Consider the following 18962-nt stretch of genomic DNA (forward strand, 5'->3'; position numbering starts at 1 on the left):
GGGCGACAACGTGTCGATCACGGTGAAGCTGATCGCCCCGATCGCCATGGAAGAAGGTCTGCGCTTCGCAATCCGCGAAGGTGGCCGTACCGTCGGCGCCGGTGTCGTTGCCAAGATCATCGAGTAAAATCGCTGGTTTGCTGTAACAGCAGTAGAAGTTGAAGTGGATGTATCCGGGATCGGGCCACGGCTCTCCGCCCGTCGACGGGAATTGGTGCTTGAAGCGCCGGCTCCCGTCGCATGGCCCGCTCCTTTGCTCTTTATCTAGTCTGGCGGCGCAAGTCCGCCTCGCTCTTTTCAAGGAATCGTCATGCAGAACCAGAAAATCCGTATTCGCCTGAAGGCTTTCGACTATCGCCTGATCGACCAGTCGGCTGCCGAGATCGTCGACACGGCGAAGCGGACCGGTGCAATCGTCCGCGGCCCGGTGCCGCTGCCGACGCGCATCCAGCGTTTCGACATCCTGCGTTCGCCGCACGTGAACAAGTCGTCGCGCGACCAGCTCGAAATCCGTACCCACCTCCGCCTGATGGACATCGTCGACCCGACGGACAAGACCGTCGACGCGCTGATGAAGCTCGATCTGCCGGCTGGTGTGGACGTCGAAATCAAGCTGCAGTAAGGGTCTCAGGCGCTGCCCGGATCGCCGGGCGGCGCTAAGTCTTTGATTGCTTGCGGAAAACGAGAGAGGGCGTTATACTTGACGTCTTTTCGCGCATTTGCGCAAAAAGCTGGTGTGTCCCTTTCACGTGGTTTTGCATGAAATAACGTGCAAAAGCGCGTGAAATGGCGGCGAACAAGCACCGGCACTTTGTAAATTAGCCCCGACCAATCGCAGTCGGGAATGGAGAAAACGATGAGCCTTGGACTCGTAGGTCGCAAGGTTGGCATGACCCGTATCTTCACGGCCGATGGGGACTCGATTCCCGTTACCGTGCTGGACGTGTCCGACAACCGCGTGACGCAGATCAAGACTGTTGAAACCGACGGCTACACGGCCGTTCAGGTTGCGTTCGGTACGCGCCGTGCATCGCGCGTGACGAAGCCGCTCGCAGGTCATCTCGCCAAAGCCGGCGTTCAAGCCGGTGAAATCCTCAAGGAATTCCAGATCGACGCCGCCAAGGCTGCCGAGCTGTCCGCTGGCGGCGTGATCGGTGTGGATCTCTTCGCAGAAGGCCAGAAGGTCGACGTGCAGGGCGTGTCGATCGGTAAGGGCTACGCCGGTACCATCAAGCGTTACAACTTCGCCTCGGGCCGTGCTTCGCACGGTAACTCGCGCTCGCACAATGTGCCGGGCTCGATCGGTATGGCGCAGGATCCGGGCCGTGTGTTCCCGGGCAAGCGCATGACCGGTCACATGGGTGACGAAACCGTAACGGTGCAAAACCTCGAAATCGCACGTATCGACGCAGAGCGCAAGCTGCTGCTCGTGAAGGGTGCCGTTCCGGGCGCCAAGGGCGGCAAGGTTTTCGTGACGCCGGCGGTCAAGGCCCGCGTGAAGAAAGGAGCGCAATAATGGAACTGAAGCTCCTGAATGCCAATGGTCAGGAAGGTGCTGCGGTCAACGCGTCGGACGTCGTGTTCGGCCGTGACTACAACGAAGCCCTGATCCACCAGATCGTCGTCGCCTACCAGGCGAACGCACGTAGCGGCGACCGCGCTCAGAAGGATCGCGAGCAGGTCAAGCACACCACCAAGAAGCCGTGGCGCCAGAAGGGTACGGGCCGTGCTCGTGCCGGTATGTCGTCGAGCCCGTTGTGGCGCGGCGGTGGTCGCATTTTCCCGAATTCGCCGGAAGAAAACTTCTCGCACAAGGTCAACAAGAAGATGCATCGCGCAGGTCTCTGCTCGATCTTCTCGCAGCTGGCCCGCGAAGGCCGCATCTCGGTCGTCGAGGACCTCTCCCTCGAAGCGCCGAAGACGAAGCTGCTGGCCGAAAAGTTCAAGGCCATGGGTCTCCAATCCGTGCTGGTCATTACCGACACGGTCGACGAGAACCTGTATCTCGCGTCGCGCAACCTGCCCCACGTGGCAGTCGTTGAGCCGCGTTACGCCGACCCGCTCTCGCTGATCTACTTCAAGAAGATTCTGATCACGAAGGCTGCGGTCGCCCAGATCGAGGAGTTGCTGTCATGAGCGAGATTCGCAAGAACGATCATCGTTTGATGCAGGTCCTGCTCGCGCCGGTGATCTCCGAAAAGGCGACGCTGGTGGCTGAGAAAAACGAACAGGTAGTGTTCGAAGTCGCGCCGGACGCGACCAAGCAGGAAGTCAAGGCTGCTGTCGAGCTGATGTTCAAGGTGGAAGTCGATTCCGTCAACGTGCTGGTCCAGAAGGGCAAAAACAAGCGTTTTGGCCGCTTCCTGGGTCGCCGCAAGGACGTGAAGAAGGCCTACGTCTGCCTGAAGCCCGGCCAGGAAATCAACTTTGAAGCGGAGGCCAAGTAATCATGGCAATCGTGAAAGTTAAGCCGACTTCGCCGGGTCGCCGCGCGATGGTGAAGATCGTCAACAAGGATCTTCACACGGGTGCACCGTACGCGCCGCTGCTCGAGAAGCAATTCTCGAAGGCCGGCCGTAACAACAACGGTCACGTGACGACGCGTCACCAGGGTGGCGGTCACAAGCATCACTACCGCGTGATCGATTTCCGTCGCAACAAGGACGGCATTCCGGCAAAGATCGAACGTCTCGAGTACGACCCGAACCGTAGCGCGAACATCGCGCTGGTTCTGTACGCAGACGGCGAGCGCCGCTACATCATCGCTCCGAAGGGTGCGACGGTTGGCCAGCAACTGATGTCGGGTTCGGAAGCTCCGATCCGCGCAGGCAACACGCTGCCGATCCGCAACATCCCGGTCGGTACGACGATCCACTGCATCGAGATGCTGCCGGGCAAGGGCGCGCAAATGGCGCGTTCGGCTGGCACGTCCGCCATGCTGCTCGCACGCGAAGGCGTGTACGCGCAGGTTCGTCTGCGTTCGGGCGAAATCCGCCGCGTGCACGTCGAGTGCCGCGCGACGATCGGTGAAGTCGGCAACGAAGAGCACAGCCTGCGCCAGATCGGCAAGGCTGGCGCGAACCGCTGGCGCGGTATCCGCCCGACGGTGCGCGGCGTTGCAATGAACCCGGTCGATCACCCGCACGGTGGTGGTGAAGGCCGCACGGCTGCAGGTCGCGATCCGGTGAGCCCGTGGGGCACGCCGACGAAGGGCTATCGCACCCGCAGCAACAAGCGCACGACGAGCATGATCGTCCAGCGCCGTCACAAGCGTTAAGGAGTAGGCAATGGCACGTTCTATCAAGAAAGGTCCGTTCTGCGACGCCCATTTGCTGAAGAAGGTTGAGGCGGCTGCAGCTACACGCGACAAGAAACCGATCAAGACCTGGTCGCGTCGTTCGACGATCCTGCCGGACTTCATCGGCCTGACGATCGCCGTTCACAACGGCCGTCAACACGTTCCCGTGTATGTCACGGAAAACATGGTCGGCCACAAGCTTGGCGAGTTCGCACTGACCCGGACGTTCAAGGGTCACGCGGCCGACAAGAAGGCCAAGAAATAAGGGGCAATCAAGATGGAAGTGAAGGCAATTCATCGCGGTGCCCGCATCTCGGCGCAGAAAACGCGCCTTGTGGCTGACCAGATCCGCGGTCTGCCGGTCGACAAGGCACTGAACGTTCTGACGTTCTCGCCGAAGAAAGCGGCTGGCATCGTGAAAAAGGTTGTGCTCTCGGCGATCGCCAATGCTGAGCACAACGAAGGCGCCGATATCGACGAGCTGCGCATCAAGAGCATCTATGTCGACAAGGCTGCTTCGCTGAAGCGTTTCACCGCACGCGCAAAGGGTCGCGGTAACCGCATCGAGAAGCAATCCTGTCACATCACTGTGACGGTCGGGAATTAAGGAGCCATACGATGGGACAGAAAATTCATCCGACTGGCTTCCGTTTGGCCGTCAGCCGCAATTGGGCGTCGCGCTGGTACGCGAACAACAACAATTTCGCGGCGATGTTGAAGGAAGACATCGGTGTTCGTGAATACCTGAAGAAGAAGCTGAAGAACGCTTCGGTGGGCCGTGTTGTGATCGAGCGTCCGGCAAAGAACGCGCGTATCACGATTTACAGCTCGCGTCCGGGTGTGGTGATCGGCAAGAAGGGCGAGGACATCGAACTCCTCAAGGCCGAACTGCAAAAGCGCATGGGCGTGCCCGTTCACGTCAACATCGAAGAAATCCGCAAGCCGGAAACCGATGCGCAACTGATCGCCGATTCGATCACGCAACAGCTCGAGCGCCGGATCATGTTCCGCCGCGCGATGAAGCGCGCGATGCAGAACGCGATGCGTCTGGGTGCCCAGGGCATCAAGATCATGAGCGCCGGCCGTCTGAACGGTATCGAAATCGCACGTACCGAGTGGTACCGCGAAGGTCGCGTGCCGCTTCATACGCTGCGTGCCGATATCGACTACGCAACTTCGGAAGCGAAGACGACGTACGGCATCATCGGCGTGAAGGTTTGGGTCTACAAGGGCGACACGCTCGGCCGCAACGACGCACCGGTGGTGGAAGAAGTCGCCGAAGAAAAGCGTCCGCGCCGCAACGCGCGCCCGGGCGATCGTCGCCCGCGTCGTGATGGTGAAGGCGCACCGGGCGCCCGTCGTGGCGCACCGCGCCGTGGCGCGGCTGGCGGTGACGGCAAGAGTGGAGAATAACGATGCTGCAACCGAAACGCAGGAAGTATCGCAAAGAGCAGAAGGGTCGTAACACCGGCGTCGCAACGCGCGGCAACGCAGTTTCGTTCGGTGACTACGGTCTGAAGGCTATCGGTCGCGGCCGCCTGACCGCGCGTCAAATTGAAGCGGCGCGTCGTGCAATGACGCGTCACATCAAGCGCGGCGGCCGCATCTGGATCCGCATTTTCCCGGACAAGCCGATCTCGCAAAAGCCGGCTGAAGTACGTATGGGTAACGGTAAGGGTAACCCGGAGTACTACGTCGCCGAGATCCAACCGGGCAAGATGCTGTACGAAATGGATGGTGTGACCGAGGAACTGGCCCGTGAAGCCTTCCGTCTGGCTGCAGCGAAGCTGCCGCTGAAGACGGTCTTCATGGTTCGCCAGCTCGGCTCCTAAGGAGTGAATGATGAAGGCTTCTGAACTTCACCAGAAAGACAAGGCCGCGCTCAACCAGGAGCTGTCGGACCTCTTGAAGGCGCAATTCGGCCTGCGCATGCAACTCGCGACCCAGCAGCTCACGAACACGAGCCAGCTGAAGAAGGTTCGTCGCGACATCGCACGTGTGCGGACCGTCCTGACTGAGAAGGCGAACCAGAAATGAACGATAGCGTGAAAACCTCGCTTAAGCGGACGCTGGTCGGCAAGGTCGTCAGCAACAAGATGGACAAGACGGTCACCGTTCTGGTCGAGCGCCGCGTTAAGCACCCGATCTACGGCAAGTACGTCGTGCAGTCGAAGAAGTACCACGCACACGACGAGTCGAACACGTACAACGAGGGTGACCTCGTCGAAATCCAGGAAACCCGTCCGCTGTCGAAGACGAAGGCCTGGACCGTGTCGAAGCTGGTCGAAGCTGCTCGCATCATCTAAGGGAGCAATCCCCTGGAAGCGCCTCATCCGGGGCTTCATGCCCCGGCCTGATGCGCGGTAGTAGAAGTTGTTGAAATCGCTACAGATTTCGCTTGCAAGTCCAAGATTGTCTCGATACAATCTTGGACTTCCCTCTTTATGGGTTTGCTGTTGGCAAAGCAGCAGGCGAAAGTAGGTGGGAATCTGTAAAACGCGGGTGCGGGCGCCAGTCCGGATCTGCAAGATTCACCGGAATGCGATGGCCGGTTTCGTTTGCCGTCGCTGCTGTTCTTACCCAAGCAGCTGAGCGGTCGTTCTAGTGGCGGCGCGGCTGACGGGACCAAGACTGACCGGGTGTGCCATGGTGGTGCAGCCGGATTAAGTTGGGAAAGATAAACCATGATCCAGACCGAATCTCGGCTTGAAGTGGCCGACAACACGGGTGCGCGTGAAGTCATGTGCATCAAGGTGCTCGGCGGCTCGAAGCGTCGTTATGCCAGCATTGGCGACATCATCAAGGTGACCGTCAAGGAAGCAACGCCGCGCGGGCGCGTGAAGAAGGGCGAAATCTACAACGCTGTTGTGGTTCGTACCGCCAAGGGCGTGCGCCGTCAGGACGGCTCGCTGATCAAGTTCGATGGCAACGCCGCCGTGCTTTTGAACACCAAGCTTGAGCCGATCGGCACCCGCATTTTCGGGCCGGTCACGCGTGAGCTGCGTAGCGAGCGATTCATGAAGATCGTTTCGCTTGCGCCGGAAGTGCTGTAAGGAGTCGCGATGAACAAGATTCGCAAGGGTGACGAAGTCATCGTCATCACCGGCAAGGACAAGGGCAAGCGCGGTGTCGTGCTGGCCGTTGGTGAAGAGCGCGTGATCGTCGAAGGCCTCAACATCGCTAAGAAGCATGTGAAGCCGAACCCCATGAAGGGTACGACTGGTGGCGTGGAAGCCAAGGCGATGCCGCTGCACATTTCGAACGTCGCACTCGTCGACGCGAATGGCAAGGCTTCGCGTGTCGGCATCAAGGTCGAAGGGGACAAGAAGGTTCGGTTCCTGAAGACGACCGGTGCTGTCCTGAGCGCCTGACGCTGCGGAGTAAAAAATGGCACGTTTGCAAGAATTTTATAAAGAGAAGGTCGTTCCGGGCCTGATCGAGAAGTTCGGTTACAAGTCGATCATGGAAGTGCCGCGCCTCACCAAGATCACCCTGAACATGGGTGTCGGTGAAGCCGTTGCTGACAAGAAGGTCCTCGATCACGCTGTTGGCGATCTCACGAAGATCGCTGGCCAGAAGCCCGTCGTGACGAAGTCGCGCAAGGCAATCGCCGGTTTCAAGATCCGCGAAAGCTATCCGATCGGCACGATGGTCACGCTGCGTGGCCAGGCCATGTACGAATTCCTCGATCGTTTCGTGACGGTTGCGCTGCCCCGCGTGCGCGACTTCCGTGGCGTGTCGGGCAAGGCGTTCGACGGCCGCGGCAACTACAACATCGGTGTGAAAGAGCAGATCATTTTCCCCGAAATCGACTACGACAAGATCGACGCGCTGCGTGGGCTGAACATCAGCATCACGACGACTGCGAAGACCGACGAAGAAGCAAAGGCACTGCTCGCCGGCTTCAAGTTCCCGTTCAGAAACTGAGGTTACCGTGGCTAAACTGGCACTGATCGAACGTGAAAAGAAGCGCGCCCGTCTGGCGGCGAAGTATGCACCGAAGCGCGCAGCGCTGAAGGCAGTCATCGACGACCAAAGCAAGTCGGACGAAGAGCGTTACGCAGCTCGCCTCGAACTGCAACAACTGCCGCGCAACTCGAGCCTGACCCGCAAGCGTAATCGCTGCGCGCTGACGGGCCGTCCGCGTGGCACGTTCCGCAAATTTGGTCTCGCACGCAACAAGATTCGTGAAATCGCGTTCCGTGGTGAGATCCCTGGCGTCACCAAGGCGAGCTGGTAATAGGAGAAACATAAATGAGCATGAGTGATCCTATCGCCGATATGCTGACTCGCATCCGCAATGCGCAGATGGTCGAGAAGGTTTCGGTGCAAATGCCCTCGTCGAAAGTCAAGATTGCGATCGCGCAGGTCCTGAAGGACGAAGGTTATATCGACGACTTCGCAGTGAAGAGCGAAGGCGCAAAGTCGGAATTGAACATCGCGTTGAAGTACTACGCCGGCCGTCCGGTCATCGAGCGCCTTGAGCGCGTCTCGAAGCCTGGTCTGCGCGTGTACCGCGGCCGCAACGACATCCCGCAGGTCATGAACGGCCTCGGCGTTGCGATCGTGTCGACGCCGAAGGGTGTGATGACGGACCGCAAGGCTCGCGCCACTGGCGTGGGCGGCGAAGTCATCTGCTACGTCGCTTAACGCCGAAGGAGAAGAAACATGTCTCGAGTAGGTAAGAGCCCGATCGCGCTGCAAGGCGCAGAGGCGACGCTCAGCGACGAGAAGATTACCGTCAAGGGCCCGCTGGGTACGATTTCGCAGGCTGCGAACAGCCTCGTCAAGGTGGTGAACGACAACGGCACGTTGAAGTTCGAGCCGACCGACGAAAGCCGCGAAGCCAATGCGATGTCGGGCACGATGCGCGCGATCGTCGCGAACATGGTGCAAGGCGTGACGAAGGGTTTCGAGCGCAAGCTGACGCTGGTTGGCGTCGGTTACCGCGCTCAGGCGCAAGGCGACAAGCTGAACCTGTCGCTGGGTTTCTCGCACCCGGTGGTGCATCAGATGCCCGAAGGCGTGAAGGCCGAAACCCCGTCGCAAACGGAAATCGTGATCAAGGGGATCGACAAGCAGAAAGTCGGCCAAACCGCTGCCGAAGTGCGCGGTTATCGCCCGCCTGAGCCCTATAAGGGCAAGGGTGTGCGTTACGCCGACGAGGTTGTGATCCTCAAAGAAACGAAGAAGAAGTAAGGGTGCGCAATCATGGATAAGACTCAATCTCGCCTGCGCCGCGCTCGTCAGACGCGTCTCAAGATCGCTGAGCTGCAGGTCGCGCGTCTGGCCGTGCATCGCACGAACACGCACATCTATGCGCAAGTGTTCTCGCCGTGCGGCACCAAGGTGCTCGCCAGCGCGTCGACGCTCGAAGCCGAAGTGCGTGCGCAACTGGCTGACCAATCGGGCAAGGGCGGCAACGTCGCCGCTGCCACGCTGATCGGCAAGCGTATCGCAGAAAAGGCCAAGGCCGCCGGCATCGAATCCGTCGCCTTTGACCGCTCAGGTTTCCGCTACCACGGCCGCGTCAAGGCGCTGGCTGAGGCTGCGCGCGAAGCCGGGCTCAAGTTCTAAGGAAGGAATTCGTCATGGCAAAGATGCAAGCGAAAGTTCAGGCTGACGAGCGCGACGACGGCCTTCGCGAAAAAATGATTTCGGTCAATCGCGTGACCAAGGTCGTGAAGGGTGGCCGTATTCTCGGCTTCGCCGCACTGACCGTGGTTGGCGATGGTGATGGCCGCGTCGGTATGGGCAAGGGCAAGGCGAAGGAGGTGCCGGTCGCTGTCCAGAAGGCAATGGAGCAGGCTCGCCGCAACATGTTCAAGGTGCCCCTGAAGAACGGCACCCTGCAACACGAAGTGCACGGCAAGCACGGCGCCTCGGTGGTCCTCCTCGCTCCGGCGAAGGGCGGTACCGGCGTGATCGCCGGCGGCCCGATGCGCGCAGTGTTCGACGTGATGGGCGTGCAGAACGTCGTGGCGAAGAGCCACGGTTCGACGAACCCGTACAACCTCGTCCGTGCGACGCTGGACGGCCTGCGCAAGCAGTCGACCCCGGCAGACATCGCGGCGAAGCGCGGCAAGTCCGTCGAAGAAATTCTGGGCTAAGGGTGGGCACCATGTCTGAAAAAACTGTCAAGGTTCAGCTCGTCAAGAGCCTGATTGGGACCCGCGAATCGCACCGCGCCACCGTGCGCGGCCTCGGCCTGCGCCGCCTGAACTCGGTTTCCGAGCTGCAGGACACGCCGGCCGTGCGCGGCATGATCAACAAGGTCTCGTACCTCGTTAAGGTCATCGGCTAAGCGGTCGACCAAAGTCTCCAGGAGTTGAAAATGGAATTGAATAACCTGAAGCCGGCAGAAGGCGCGAAGCACGCAAAGCGTCGCGTCGGTCGCGGCATCGGCTCCGGCCTCGGCAAGACCGCTGGCCGTGGTCACAAGGGTCAGAAATCGCGTTCGGGCGGTTTCCACAAGGTTGGCTTCGAAGGCGGTCAAATGCCGCTGCAGCGTCGTCTGCCGAAGCGTGGCTTCACGTCGCTCACGAAGGAATTCGTGGGTGAAGTGCGCCTCTCCGACCTGGAAACGCTGCCGGTCGACGAAATCGATCTGTTGGCGCTGAAGCAGGCTGGCCTCGTGGGCGAACTGACCCGCAGCGCGAAGATCATCGCCACCGGCGAGATCAAGCGCAAGGTCGTCGTGAAGGGTCTGGGTGCGACGAAGGGTGCGCGTGCTGCGATCGAAGCAGCGGGCGGCTCTTTTGCCGAGTGATTGTGAGTGGTGCGTGCGGGCTTGCCCGCCGTCACTAGCATCTGCATCGGAGAAGCTACTTGGCTAACAGCCCGAGTCTCGCAAAAACCGGTCGCAGCGCACCGAAGTTCGGCGACCTGCGTCGGCGTGCAGTGTTCCTGCTGCTGGCGCTGGTCGTTTATCGCATCGGCGCGCATATTCCGGTTCCGGGCATCGACCCGGAGCAGCTGGCGAAGCTCTTCCAGAGCCAGTCGGGCGGCATCCTTGGCATGTTCAACATGTTCTCGGGTGGCGCACTGCAGCGGTTCACGATTTTCGCGCTGGGTGTGATGCCGTATATCTCGGCGTCGATCATCCTGCAGCTGATGGCGATCGTCTCGCCGCAGCTGGAAGCGCTGAAGAAGGAAGGGCAGGCTGGACAACGCAAGATCACGCAGTACACGCGGATCTTCACGGTGGTACTGGCGACGTTCCAGGCATTCGGTATCGCGATTGCACTGGAAAACCAGCCGGGGCTCGTGATCGATCCGGGCATGGTGTTCCGCTTGACGACGGTCGTTACGCTCGTGACCGGCACGATGTTCCTGATGTGGCTCGGTGAGCAGATCACGGAACGCGGCCTTGGCAACGGCATCTCGATCATCATCTTCGGCGGCATCGCAGCGGGCTTCCCGAATGCGGTGAGCGGGCTGTTCTCGCTGGTCCAGACCGGTTCGATGGGGCCGTTCTCCGCGATCCTGGTCGTCGTGCTGATTGCTGCGGTGACTTACCTGGTGGTGTTCATCGAACGCGGCCAGCGCAAGATCCTCGTGAACTATGCGAAGCGTCAGGTCGGCAACAAGATTTACGGCGGGCAGTCGTCCCACCTGCCGCTGAAGTTGAACATGTCGGGCGTGATTCCGCCGATCTTCGCATCGTCGATCATCCTGTTCCCGGCAACCATTCTGAACTGGTTCAGTTCGGGGTCGCGATCCAGCTGGTTCGCAGACACGCTGCACAACGTGGCCGAAGCCCTCAAGCCCGGTCAACCCGTGTACGTGTTGCTGTACGCGTTGGCGATCGTGTTCTTCTGCTTCTTCTACACCGCACTGGTGTTCAACAGCAGGGAAACGGCTGACAACCTGAAGAAGAGTGGCGCGTTCGTGCCGGGTATCCGCCCTGGCGACCAGACGGCACGCTATATCGACCGCATCCTCACGCGTCTGACGCTGGCCGGTGCGCTCTATATCGTGTTCGTTTGTCTGCTGCCGGAATTCCTGGTGCTTCGCTGGAACGTGCCGTTTTATTTTGGTGGAACGTCGCTGCTGATCATTGTCGTCGTCACAATGGACTTCATGGCGCAGGTGCAGTCGTACGTGATGTCGCAACAATATGAATCGCTGCTCAAGAAGGCAAACTTCAAGGGCGGCGGCGTCCCGATGCGTTGAAAGGACCTATGGCCAAAGACGATGTAATCCAGATGCAGGGTGAGGTTATCGAAAACCTCCCCAACGCGACCTTCCGGGTGAAGCTGGAGAACGGCCATGTCGTGCTGGGTCATATTTCCGGAAAGATGCGGATGCACTACATCCGCATTCTTCCGGGCGACAAGGTGACGGTTGAATTGACGCCTTACGATCTGTCGCGTGCGCGGATCGTGTTCCGGGCGAAGTGATTTAGAAAAAGGGTAATATCATGAAAGTGATGGCATCGGTAAAGCGCATTTGCCGCAACTGCAAAATCATCAAGCGCAACGGCGTCGTTCGCGTGATCTGCAGTTCGGACCCGCGCCACAAGCAGCGTCAAGGCTGATCAGCGCGCTTGCGCTTTTTGTTTGAGGAAAAACAATGGCTCGTATCGCAGGGGTTAACATCCCGAACCACCAGCACACCGAAATCGGCCTGACCGCAATTTTCGGTATCGGCCGCACGCGTTCGCGCAACATCTGCGTGTCCGCCGGTGTGCCGTTTGACAAGAAGGTCAAGGACCTGAACGACGCGGATCTGGAAAAGCTGCGTGAGGAAGTGGGCAAGTTTGTCGTCGAAGGCGATCTGCGCCGTGAAGTGACGATGAACATCAAGCGCCTGATGGACCTCGGCTGCTACCGCGGCGTGCGCCATCGCAAGGGCCTGCCCCTGCGTGGCCAGCGTACGCGTACCAATGCGCGCACGCGCAAGGGTCCGCGCCGCGCAGCACAGTCGCTGAAGAAGTAAGCGGATCTGATAGTTACAGGAAAACGTAATGGCTAAGGCTTCGAACAACACCGCGGCGCAACGCGTTCGCAAGAAGGTTAAGAAGAACGTCGCCGAGGGCGTAGTTCACGTTCACGCGTCGTTCAACAACACCATCATCACGATCACCGACCGTCAAGGCAACGCACTTGCCTGGGCAACCTCGGGCGGTCAGGGCTTCAAGGGTTCGCGCAAGTCGACCCCGTTCGCAGCTCAGGTCGCAGCCGAATCGGCTGGCCGCGTGGCGATGGAATACGGCGTGAAGAACCTCGAAGTGCGTATCAAGGGCCCCGGCCCGGGCCGCGAATCGGCGGTGCGCGCGCTGCATGGTCTTGGCATCAAGATCACCGCGATCTCCGACGTGACGCCGGTTCCGCACAACGGCTGCCGTCCGCCGAAGCGCCGCCGCATCTAAGGCGTCGCTTTTGCCTTGCGCCTGTGACGCCGGCAACGGCGCCCGCAGGCGCTTGGCGTTATTGAATTGACTAAGCCCACCGTTCGGTTCAAAGAACCGGACTAGCGCGAAGGCGGGGTTTTCCCACCAGCCCTCGCGTGATCAATTATCGAAGGAAAGTAACGTGGCACGTTATATCGGCCCGAAGGCCAAGCTGTCCCGCCGTGAAGGCACCGACCTGTTCCTGAAGAGCGCCCGCCGCTCGCTCGCCGACAAGTGCAAGCTCGACAGCAAGCCGGGTCAGCACGGCCGCACCTCGGGTGCGCGCACGTCGGACTACGGCACGCAGCTGCGCGAAAAGCAAAAAGTGAAGCGCATCTACGGCGTGCTCGAGCGCCAGTTCCGCCGCTACTTCGCGGAAGCCGACCGCCGCAAGGGCAACACCGGCGAAAACCTGCTGCAACTGCTCGAATCGCGTTTCGACAACGTCGTCTACCGCATGGGCTTCGCGTCGACGCGCGCTGAAGCGCGTCAGCTCGTGAGCCACAAGGCGCTCACGCTGAACGGCGTCGTCGCGAACGTTCCGTCGATGCAAGTGAAGGCAGGCGACGTCGTTGCCGTGCGCGAAAAGTCGAAGAAGCAGGCTCGTATCGTCGAAGCTCTGTCGCTGGCTGAGCAAGGCGGCATGGCGAGCTGGGTCGCAGTCGACGCGAAGAAGTTCGAAGGTACGTTCAAGAGCGTGCCGGAGCGCAGCGACATCGCTGGCGACATCAATGAAAGCCTGATCGTCGAATTGTATTCGCGTTAATCGGATTGACAGCCGGGGTTGCCTCTTTGCTTTATGCGAGAGGTGTCCTCGGCTGTTCATTTTCAGGTTGTTGCCATTCTCAGCCTTATCGGTGTAACGAGCCGAGGGTATTGAAAAGGAAAACCTATGCAAACCAGTTTGTTGAAACCCAAGATCATCGCTGTGGAATCGCTCGGCGAGAACCACGCGAAAGTGGTCATGGAGCCGTTCGAACGCGGTTATGGCCACACCTTGGGTAACGCGCTTCGGCGCGTGCTGCTGTCGTCGATGGTGGGCTACGCGCCGACCGAAGTGACGATCGCAGGCGTCGTGCACGAATACTCGACGCTCGACGGTGTGCAAGAGGATGTGGTCAACCTGCTGTTGAACCTGAAGGGCGTGGTGTTCAAGCTGCATAACCGTGACGAAGTGACGGTTACGCTGCGCAAGGAATCGGAAGGCGTCGTGACGGCGGGCGACATCGAACTGTCGCACGACTGCGAAGTCATCAACCCGGATCACGTGATCGCGCGTCTGACGAAGGGCGGCAAGCTCGACGTCCAGATCAAGGTCGAAAAGGGCCGTGGCTATGTCCCGGGCAACGTGCGCCGTTATGGCGACGAATCGGCCAAGATCATCGGCCGCATCGTGCTCGACGCTTCGTTCTCGCCGGTTCGCCGCGTGAGCTACGCCGTGGAAAGCGCGCGTGTCGAACAGCGTACCGACCTCGACAAGCTCGTGATGAACATCGAAACCAACGGCGTGATCTCGCCTGAGGAAGCGATCCGCCAGTCGGCGCGCATCCTCGTGGATCAGCTGTCGGTGTTCGCTGCCCTGGAAGGCACGGAAACGGCTGCGGAAGCACCGTCGCGCGCACCGCAGATCGACCCGATCCTGCTGCGTCCGGTCGATGACCTCGAACTCACGGTTCGCTCGGCGAACTGCCTGAAGGCCGAGAACATCTACTACATCGGCGACCTGATCCAGCGCACCGAGAACGAGCTGCTCAAGACCCCGAACCTGGGTCGCAAGTCGCTCAACGAGATCAAGGAAGTGCTCGCTTCGCGCGGTCTCACGCTCGGCATGAAGCTCGAAAACTGGCCGCCGGCCGGGTTGGACAAGTAAGTAATGTGGCACGGACGCGGATTTTCCTTTAGAATCCGCGTCTTGCCTTTTTAACGTACCGGCCCGTGCCTCACTTGATGTCGAGGCGATAGAAGAGCTGGGCAAAAACTCTGTTCCAAGGAAACTGAAATGCGTCACCGTCATGGTCTGCGGAAACTGAACCGCACGAGCAGCCACCGTCTGGCAATGCTTCGTAACATGTCCAACTCGCTGATCGAGCACGAAGTCATCAAGACGACGCTGCCGAAGGCGAAGGAACTCCGTAAAGTTGTCGAGCCCCTCATCACGCTCGGCAAGAAGCCGTCGCTCGCAAACCGCCGTCTGGCATTCAACCGTCTGCGCGATCGTGACTCGGTCGCGAAGCTGTTCGACGTGCTCGGCCCGCGTTTCGAGAACCGCCCGGGCGGCTACCTGCGCATCCTGAAGTTCGGCTTCCGCGTCGGCGATAACGCACCGATGGCGCTGGTCGAACTGCTCGACCGTCCGGAAGTCGCAGAAGACGAGAACGTGCAAGAAGCGGAATAAGCTTCCTGCGGCGTTCGAGCCGTATGCAAAAAAGCCAGGCGTTGCCTGGCTTTTTTGTTTTGGACGGGGAATAAACGCGCGCAGCGGCTGTTTGCCGATTGTTTGCCCCCCGGAGAGCGCGACTTGTCGCACCAGCCACTAACGGAACGGGTGTGGCCCCGGTGGTACGATAACGATCTGCGTACGCCTCGCGCCGGATTTTGCCGTGACCCTCAATGTGACCCTGATGCTGACCACGGTGCCTGACGCCGCGACCGCCGACCGGCTGGCCGCGCAGGCGCTCGATCAGCGTCTGGCGGCATGCGTCACGCGTCTTGGCGCAGTTCAATCGCAGTATCACTGGCAGGGCAAAGTCGAGTCCGCCGACGAAATCCAGTTGCTCTTCAAGACAAGCGTCGCCCGCGCGGCCGAGCTCGAAGAGTTCATCCAGGCACAGCACCCGTATGACACGCCCGAGATCCTTGCGTGGCAGGTCACGGCGTCGAACGCTTACGGGCAGTGGATCAATGCCGAAACTCAGCGTCCCATTCATGTTTAACCGCTTCGAACGGCGCCTGCGCGCCGGGTTCTCCTTCCTCGTCGCGCTACTCTCGCTTATTGCGTTTGCGCCGCTCGCCCATGCTGACGGCGACCTACTCGAGCCCGATCAGGCGTTCGGTTTCAGCGCTTCCGAGCAGCCTGGCGGAGTCGACCTTCACTTCAAGGTCGCCGATGGCTACTACCTGTATCGCGAGCACTTCGTGTTCGCGACGCGCGGCGGCACGGCTACGCTCGGCACGCCCGAAATGCCCGCGGGCCACATCAAGTTCGACCCGACCTTCCAGAAGAATCTGGAAATTTATCGGGGGCAACTGACGATCCGCGTGCCGGTGAAGGACGCGAGCGGGCCGTTCGATCTCGCCGTGACGTCGCAAGGCTGCGCCGACGCAGGCATCTGCTATCCGCCCGCCGTGCATGTCTTCCACGTGAGTGGTGCGGCGCTGCAACCGGCCGGACCGGGGGCGGCGGCCAATGCCGCGCAGCCCGCCGCGGACTCACCGGCGGCACAAGGCAACGCAGCAGACAACGATGAACCGTGGTACGTGCGCGCGACCAGCGCCGATTACGCGCAGTCGCTGCTCCAGGGCGGCGGCTTCTTCGCCGTGGTGGGCCTGTATTTCCTCGCCGGGATGGTGATGAGCCTCCTGCCGTGCTCGTATCCGATGATCCCGATCCTCTCGGCGATCATCGTCGGCGAAGGGGCGCGCGTGACGCGCGCGCGCGGCTTCGCGCTTTCGTTTACCTATGTGCTCGGCATGGCGCTCGTCTATACGGTGCTGGGCGTCGTCGCGGCGATGGTCGGTCAGGCGCTGGGCGCGTGGCTGCAAAACCCGTGGGTGCTCGGCGCGTTCGCTGTGCTGCTCACCGCATTCGCGCTCACGCTGATCGCCGGGTACGACATTGCCTTGCCGCAGCGCTGGCAGGACGGCGCATCGCGCGCCTCGCAGGGGCGCTCGGGCGGCAAGTTCGCCGCTGTCGCCGCGATGGGCGCGCTCTCCGCGCTCGTCGTGGGTGCGTGCATGACCGCGCCGCTCTTCGCCGTGCTCGCGTTCATTGCCCATACGGGCAACGCCGTGCTCGGCGGCGCTGCGCTTTTCGCCATGGGCATCGGCCTTGGTGTGCCGCTCATGATCATCGGCTTCGGCGCGGGTACGCTGCTGCCGCGTGCGGGCAGCTGGATGGACGGCGTGAAGGTGTTCTTCGGCGTGGTGCTGCTTGCGGCTGCGCTGTGGATCGTGTGGCCGGTGCTCGGCGCGACCACGAAGATGCTGCTCGCCGCACTCTGGCTGCTGCTTGCCGCCGCGGCGCTCGGGCTGTTCACGCCGAATGCCGGGAGCGCGACTGTCTGGCGCCGTCTCGGACGCGGCGTCGGCGCGGCGTTTGCGATCTGGGCGGCGACGTTGCTGGTCGGCCTCGCGGCGGGTTCGACGGATCCGCTGCGCCCGCTCGGCGTACTCGCCATGCGCGCGGGTGGCGCGAGCGCCACGGCGTCCACGGCGGCTGGCGCACCGGATGCGGACGCGTTGCCGTTCGCCCGTGTGGCCTCGCCCGCGCAGCTCGATGCCGCGCTCGGGTCGGCAGGCAAGCCGTCGATGCTCGATTTCTACGCCGACTGGTGCGTGAGCTGCAAGGAGTTGGAGAAGTTCACGTTCAGCGACCCGCACGTCGCGGCGCGTCTGAAGCAACTCGGCCTGATGCGCGCGGACGTGACGGCGAACAACAAGGACGATCAGGCGCTGCTCAAGCGCTTTGGCCTGTTCGGGCCGCCGGGCATCATCTTCTTCGATGCGAAGGGACACGAAGTGTTGCGCGTCGTGGGTTACGAGCCTGCGGACCGGTTCCTCGCGCGACTGGATCAGGTGGCCGCGCGGGTCACGCCGCCTGCGCCGCAGTCGTAAAACACGCGGCGAGCGGATACGAAAAAGGCACGTCGAATCGACGTGCCTTTTTTACTGCAGCGGCGCTCCGGTGAACCGGGGCGCCGCGCGGCTTACTTCTGCTCGCGCAACAGACGCGCGGCGTCGAGTGCGAAGTACGTGAGAATGCCGTCCGCGCCCGCGCGCTTGAACGCGAGCAGCGACTCCATCATCACTTTGTCGTGATCGAGCCAGCCGTTCTGCGCAGCGGCCTTGAGCATCGCGTATTCACCGCTCACCTGGTACACATAGGTTGGGAAGCGGAACTCGTCCTTCACGCGGCGCACGATGTCGAGGTACGGCATGCCAGGCTTGACCATCACCATGTCGGCGCCTTCCTCGATGTCGAGGCGCACTTCGCGCAGCGCTTCGTCCGAGTTCGACGGGTCCATCTGGTAGGTCATCTTGTTGCCCTTGCCCAGATTCGACGCCGAGCCCACCGCATCGCGGAACGGTCCATAGAACGCCGAAGCATATTTGGCCGAGTAGGCCATGATCTTCGTGTGGATGTGGTTCTCGCTCTCGAGCATCTCGCGGATCGCGCCGATGCGACCATCCATCATGTCCGAAGGCGCGACGATGTCGACACCCGCTTCGGCCTGCGTGCGCGCCTGCGCGACGAGAATCTCGACGGTCTCGTCGTTAATGACATAACCGTTCTCATCGAGCACGCCATCTTGACCATGGCTCGTGTACGGGTCGAGCGCGACGTCGCAGAGCACGCCCAGATCGGGGAAGCGCTTCTTGAGCTCGCGCACGGCGTGCGGGATCACGCCGTCGGGGTTGGTGGCTTCGATGCCGTCGGGCGTTTTCAGCGCCGGATCGACGGCGGGGAAGAGCGAGAGCACCGGGATGCCCAGCTCGACGCACTGCTCGGCGACGCCCATCAGCAGATCGATCGACACGCGTTCGACGCCGGGCATCGACGGCACGGCTTCGCGCACGTTGGTGCCCGCGACGACGAACACGGGATAGATCAGGTCATTGGTGGTGAGAAGGTTTTCGCGCATCAGGCGGCGCGAGAAGTCGTCGCGGCGCATGCGGCGCGGACGATGATGCGGATAGAAGCTCATGTCGGCGGAGATATCCTGAAACGGAATGCGCTATGGAGCGCAGGAAACTTTTCAGGACAATGGTATATCATACCGATCGAGCGAGGCGCCTAGCGCCAGACTCCCCGCTTCTCCTCCCTGAGCGGGTGCCTGTCGTTTTTCGATAAGGCTGTTTAACCCGCCGGCACTTGCGGCGGGTTTTTTTATGTGCGGCCGAAATAGATGGCGGGCGGGCGCCCAAGGATGCGCGAGCGGCCTTGCGCATCCCGTCATGTGGGTTTGCGCGCGCTCGCGGTTAGAAATTACGGCGCGGGCGAGGCCGCTTCGGTGATGCCGGAGTCGGCCTGGGGCACGATCCACTCTTCGA

The 18962-nt window shown here is 61.2% G+C and carries 32 protein-coding genes and 1 pseudogene; 32 read left to right on the forward strand and 1 reads right to left on the reverse strand.

Going from position 1 to position 18962, the window contains the following annotated elements; all coding sequences use genetic code 11:
- From Q0L30_RS23250 to dsbD, 32 genes and pseudogenes are all read left to right on the forward strand, one after another.
- Positions 1-127, forward strand: a pseudogene (locus Q0L30_RS23250) (elongation factor Tu); the annotation flags it as partial.
- Positions 128-310: 183 nt separating this feature from the next.
- A complete protein-coding gene (rpsJ, locus tag Q0L30_RS23255) occupies positions 311-622 on the forward strand; it encodes a 30S ribosomal protein S10 (protein ID WP_296662009.1) in 312 nt (103 codons plus the stop codon).
- Between the two features lie 234 nt (positions 623-856).
- Positions 857-1516, forward strand: coding sequence for a 50S ribosomal protein L3 (rplC, locus tag Q0L30_RS23260; protein ID WP_296662010.1), 660 nt, complete (start codon positions 857-859; stop codon positions 1514-1516).
- A complete protein-coding gene (gene rplD / locus Q0L30_RS23265; protein ID WP_296662011.1) occupies positions 1516-2136 on the forward strand; it encodes a 50S ribosomal protein L4 in 621 nt (206 codons plus the stop codon). Before rplC ends, rplD begins: the two co-directional genes overlap by 1 nt.
- Positions 2133-2447 (forward strand): 50S ribosomal protein L23, encoded by a 315-nt coding sequence (gene rplW / locus Q0L30_RS23270; RefSeq protein ID WP_293036678.1) that lies wholly within the window; start codon positions 2133-2135, stop codon positions 2445-2447. The genes rplD and rplW overlap by 4 nt, the downstream gene beginning before the upstream one ends.
- A gap of 2 nt (positions 2448-2449) precedes the next feature.
- On the forward strand, positions 2450-3277 hold the full coding sequence (gene rplB / locus Q0L30_RS23275; protein ID WP_296662012.1) for a 50S ribosomal protein L2: 828 nt from the start codon (positions 2450-2452) through the stop codon (positions 3275-3277).
- Positions 3278-3287: 10 nt separating this feature from the next.
- The gene (rpsS, locus tag Q0L30_RS23280) at positions 3288-3563 is read left to right on the forward strand and encodes a 30S ribosomal protein S19 (RefSeq protein ID WP_027797286.1); all 276 of its coding nucleotides are present in this window, start codon (positions 3288-3290) and stop codon (positions 3561-3563) included.
- Between the two features lie 12 nt (positions 3564-3575).
- Positions 3576-3905, forward strand: coding sequence for a 50S ribosomal protein L22 (gene rplV, locus Q0L30_RS23285; protein WP_090541985.1), 330 nt, complete (start codon positions 3576-3578; stop codon positions 3903-3905).
- 11 nt (positions 3906-3916) lie between these two features.
- Positions 3917-4711 (forward strand): 30S ribosomal protein S3, encoded by a 795-nt coding sequence (gene rpsC, locus Q0L30_RS23290; RefSeq protein WP_028213348.1) that lies wholly within the window; start codon positions 3917-3919, stop codon positions 4709-4711.
- Positions 4712-4713: 2 nt separating this feature from the next.
- Positions 4714-5130: a 50S ribosomal protein L16 gene (rplP, locus tag Q0L30_RS23295; RefSeq protein WP_296662013.1), complete on the forward strand. Its 417-nt coding sequence runs from the start codon at positions 4714-4716 to the stop codon at positions 5128-5130.
- A gap of 10 nt (positions 5131-5140) precedes the next feature.
- Positions 5141-5335, forward strand: coding sequence for a 50S ribosomal protein L29 (gene rpmC, locus Q0L30_RS23300; protein WP_028228156.1), 195 nt, complete (start codon positions 5141-5143; stop codon positions 5333-5335).
- Positions 5332-5604, forward strand: a complete 273-nt coding sequence (gene rpsQ / locus Q0L30_RS23305; protein WP_293038886.1) for a 30S ribosomal protein S17 — start codon at positions 5332-5334, stop codon at positions 5602-5604. The genes rpmC and rpsQ overlap by 4 nt, the downstream gene beginning before the upstream one ends.
- 378 nt (positions 5605-5982) lie before the next feature.
- Positions 5983-6351, forward strand: coding sequence for a 50S ribosomal protein L14 (gene rplN, locus Q0L30_RS23310; protein WP_124152989.1), 369 nt, complete (start codon positions 5983-5985; stop codon positions 6349-6351).
- 9 nt (positions 6352-6360) lie between these two features.
- A complete protein-coding gene (gene rplX, locus Q0L30_RS23315) occupies positions 6361-6669 on the forward strand; it encodes a 50S ribosomal protein L24 (protein WP_296662014.1) in 309 nt (102 codons plus the stop codon).
- 16 nt (positions 6670-6685) lie between these two features.
- Positions 6686-7225, forward strand: coding sequence for a 50S ribosomal protein L5 (gene rplE, locus Q0L30_RS23320; RefSeq protein ID WP_293045914.1), 540 nt, complete (start codon positions 6686-6688; stop codon positions 7223-7225).
- A 7-nt stretch (positions 7226-7232) separates the two neighbouring features.
- Positions 7233-7538: a 30S ribosomal protein S14 gene (rpsN, locus tag Q0L30_RS23325; RefSeq protein ID WP_293039551.1), complete on the forward strand. Its 306-nt coding sequence runs from the start codon at positions 7233-7235 to the stop codon at positions 7536-7538.
- 14 nt (positions 7539-7552) lie between these two features.
- The gene (gene rpsH, locus Q0L30_RS23330) at positions 7553-7948 is read left to right on the forward strand and encodes a 30S ribosomal protein S8 (protein WP_296662015.1); all 396 of its coding nucleotides are present in this window, start codon (positions 7553-7555) and stop codon (positions 7946-7948) included.
- An 18-nt stretch (positions 7949-7966) separates the two neighbouring features.
- A complete protein-coding gene (gene rplF / locus Q0L30_RS23335) occupies positions 7967-8497 on the forward strand; it encodes a 50S ribosomal protein L6 (protein ID WP_296662016.1) in 531 nt (176 codons plus the stop codon).
- 12 nt (positions 8498-8509) lie between these two features.
- The gene (gene rplR / locus Q0L30_RS23340) at positions 8510-8875 is read left to right on the forward strand and encodes a 50S ribosomal protein L18 (RefSeq protein ID WP_028228149.1); all 366 of its coding nucleotides are present in this window, start codon (positions 8510-8512) and stop codon (positions 8873-8875) included.
- Between the two features lie 14 nt (positions 8876-8889).
- Complete coding sequence (rpsE, locus tag Q0L30_RS23345; protein ID WP_293039544.1) at positions 8890-9408, forward strand: 30S ribosomal protein S5; 519 nt, start codon at positions 8890-8892, stop codon at positions 9406-9408.
- Positions 9409-9419: 11 nt separating this feature from the next.
- Positions 9420-9602: a 50S ribosomal protein L30 gene (gene rpmD / locus Q0L30_RS23350; protein WP_004202755.1), complete on the forward strand. Its 183-nt coding sequence runs from the start codon at positions 9420-9422 to the stop codon at positions 9600-9602.
- A 30-nt stretch (positions 9603-9632) separates the two neighbouring features.
- Positions 9633-10067, forward strand: coding sequence for a 50S ribosomal protein L15 (gene rplO / locus Q0L30_RS23355; protein WP_296662197.1), 435 nt, complete (start codon positions 9633-9635; stop codon positions 10065-10067).
- A gap of 59 nt (positions 10068-10126) precedes the next feature.
- Complete coding sequence (gene secY, locus Q0L30_RS23360; protein ID WP_296662199.1) at positions 10127-11473, forward strand: preprotein translocase subunit SecY; 1347 nt, start codon at positions 10127-10129, stop codon at positions 11471-11473.
- 8 nt (positions 11474-11481) lie between these two features.
- Positions 11482-11700 (forward strand): translation initiation factor IF-1, encoded by a 219-nt coding sequence (gene infA / locus Q0L30_RS23365; RefSeq protein WP_004521905.1) that lies wholly within the window; start codon positions 11482-11484, stop codon positions 11698-11700.
- Between the two features lie 20 nt (positions 11701-11720).
- Positions 11721-11837 carry a 50S ribosomal protein L36 gene (gene rpmJ, locus Q0L30_RS23370; protein ID WP_027819338.1) on the forward strand — a complete coding sequence of 39 codons (117 nt, stop codon included), beginning with the start codon at positions 11721-11723 and terminating at the stop codon, positions 11835-11837.
- 35 nt (positions 11838-11872) lie between these two features.
- Entirely contained in the window at positions 11873-12238 is a 366-nt protein-coding gene (gene rpsM / locus Q0L30_RS23375) for a 30S ribosomal protein S13 (RefSeq protein WP_028228144.1), read from the forward strand.
- A 28-nt stretch (positions 12239-12266) separates the two neighbouring features.
- Positions 12267-12671, forward strand: coding sequence for a 30S ribosomal protein S11 (gene rpsK / locus Q0L30_RS23380; RefSeq protein WP_017777173.1), 405 nt, complete (start codon positions 12267-12269; stop codon positions 12669-12671).
- 163 nt (positions 12672-12834) lie between these two features.
- Entirely contained in the window at positions 12835-13458 is a 624-nt protein-coding gene (gene rpsD / locus Q0L30_RS23385; RefSeq protein WP_296662563.1) for a 30S ribosomal protein S4, read from the forward strand.
- 126 nt (positions 13459-13584) lie between these two features.
- Positions 13585-14562: a DNA-directed RNA polymerase subunit alpha gene (gene rpoA, locus Q0L30_RS23390; RefSeq protein WP_293039530.1), complete on the forward strand. Its 978-nt coding sequence runs from the start codon at positions 13585-13587 to the stop codon at positions 14560-14562.
- Between the two features lie 129 nt (positions 14563-14691).
- Positions 14692-15087: a 50S ribosomal protein L17 gene (gene rplQ, locus Q0L30_RS23395; RefSeq protein ID WP_296662568.1), complete on the forward strand. Its 396-nt coding sequence runs from the start codon at positions 14692-14694 to the stop codon at positions 15085-15087.
- Positions 15088-15313: 226 nt separating this feature from the next.
- Positions 15314-15625: a divalent-cation tolerance protein CutA gene (gene cutA / locus Q0L30_RS23400; protein WP_296662577.1), complete on the forward strand. Its 312-nt coding sequence runs from the start codon at positions 15314-15316 to the stop codon at positions 15623-15625.
- Positions 15618-17525, forward strand: a complete 1908-nt coding sequence (gene dsbD / locus Q0L30_RS23405) for a protein-disulfide reductase DsbD (RefSeq protein ID WP_296662582.1) — start codon at positions 15618-15620, stop codon at positions 17523-17525. The genes cutA and dsbD overlap by 8 nt, the downstream gene beginning before the upstream one ends.
- Positions 17526-17617: 92 nt before the next feature.
- On the opposite strand, the gene hemB is transcribed toward dsbD, so the two are convergent.
- Positions 17618-18616 (reverse strand): porphobilinogen synthase, encoded by a 999-nt coding sequence (gene hemB / locus Q0L30_RS23410; RefSeq protein WP_296662572.1) that lies wholly within the window; start codon positions 18614-18616, stop codon positions 17618-17620.
- Positions 18617-18962: the final 346 nt, after the last annotated feature.

Origin of the sequence: Paraburkholderia sp. (assembly GCF_024281035.1) — a bacterium.
Lineage (GTDB): Bacteria > Pseudomonadota > Gammaproteobacteria > Burkholderiales > Burkholderiaceae > Paraburkholderia.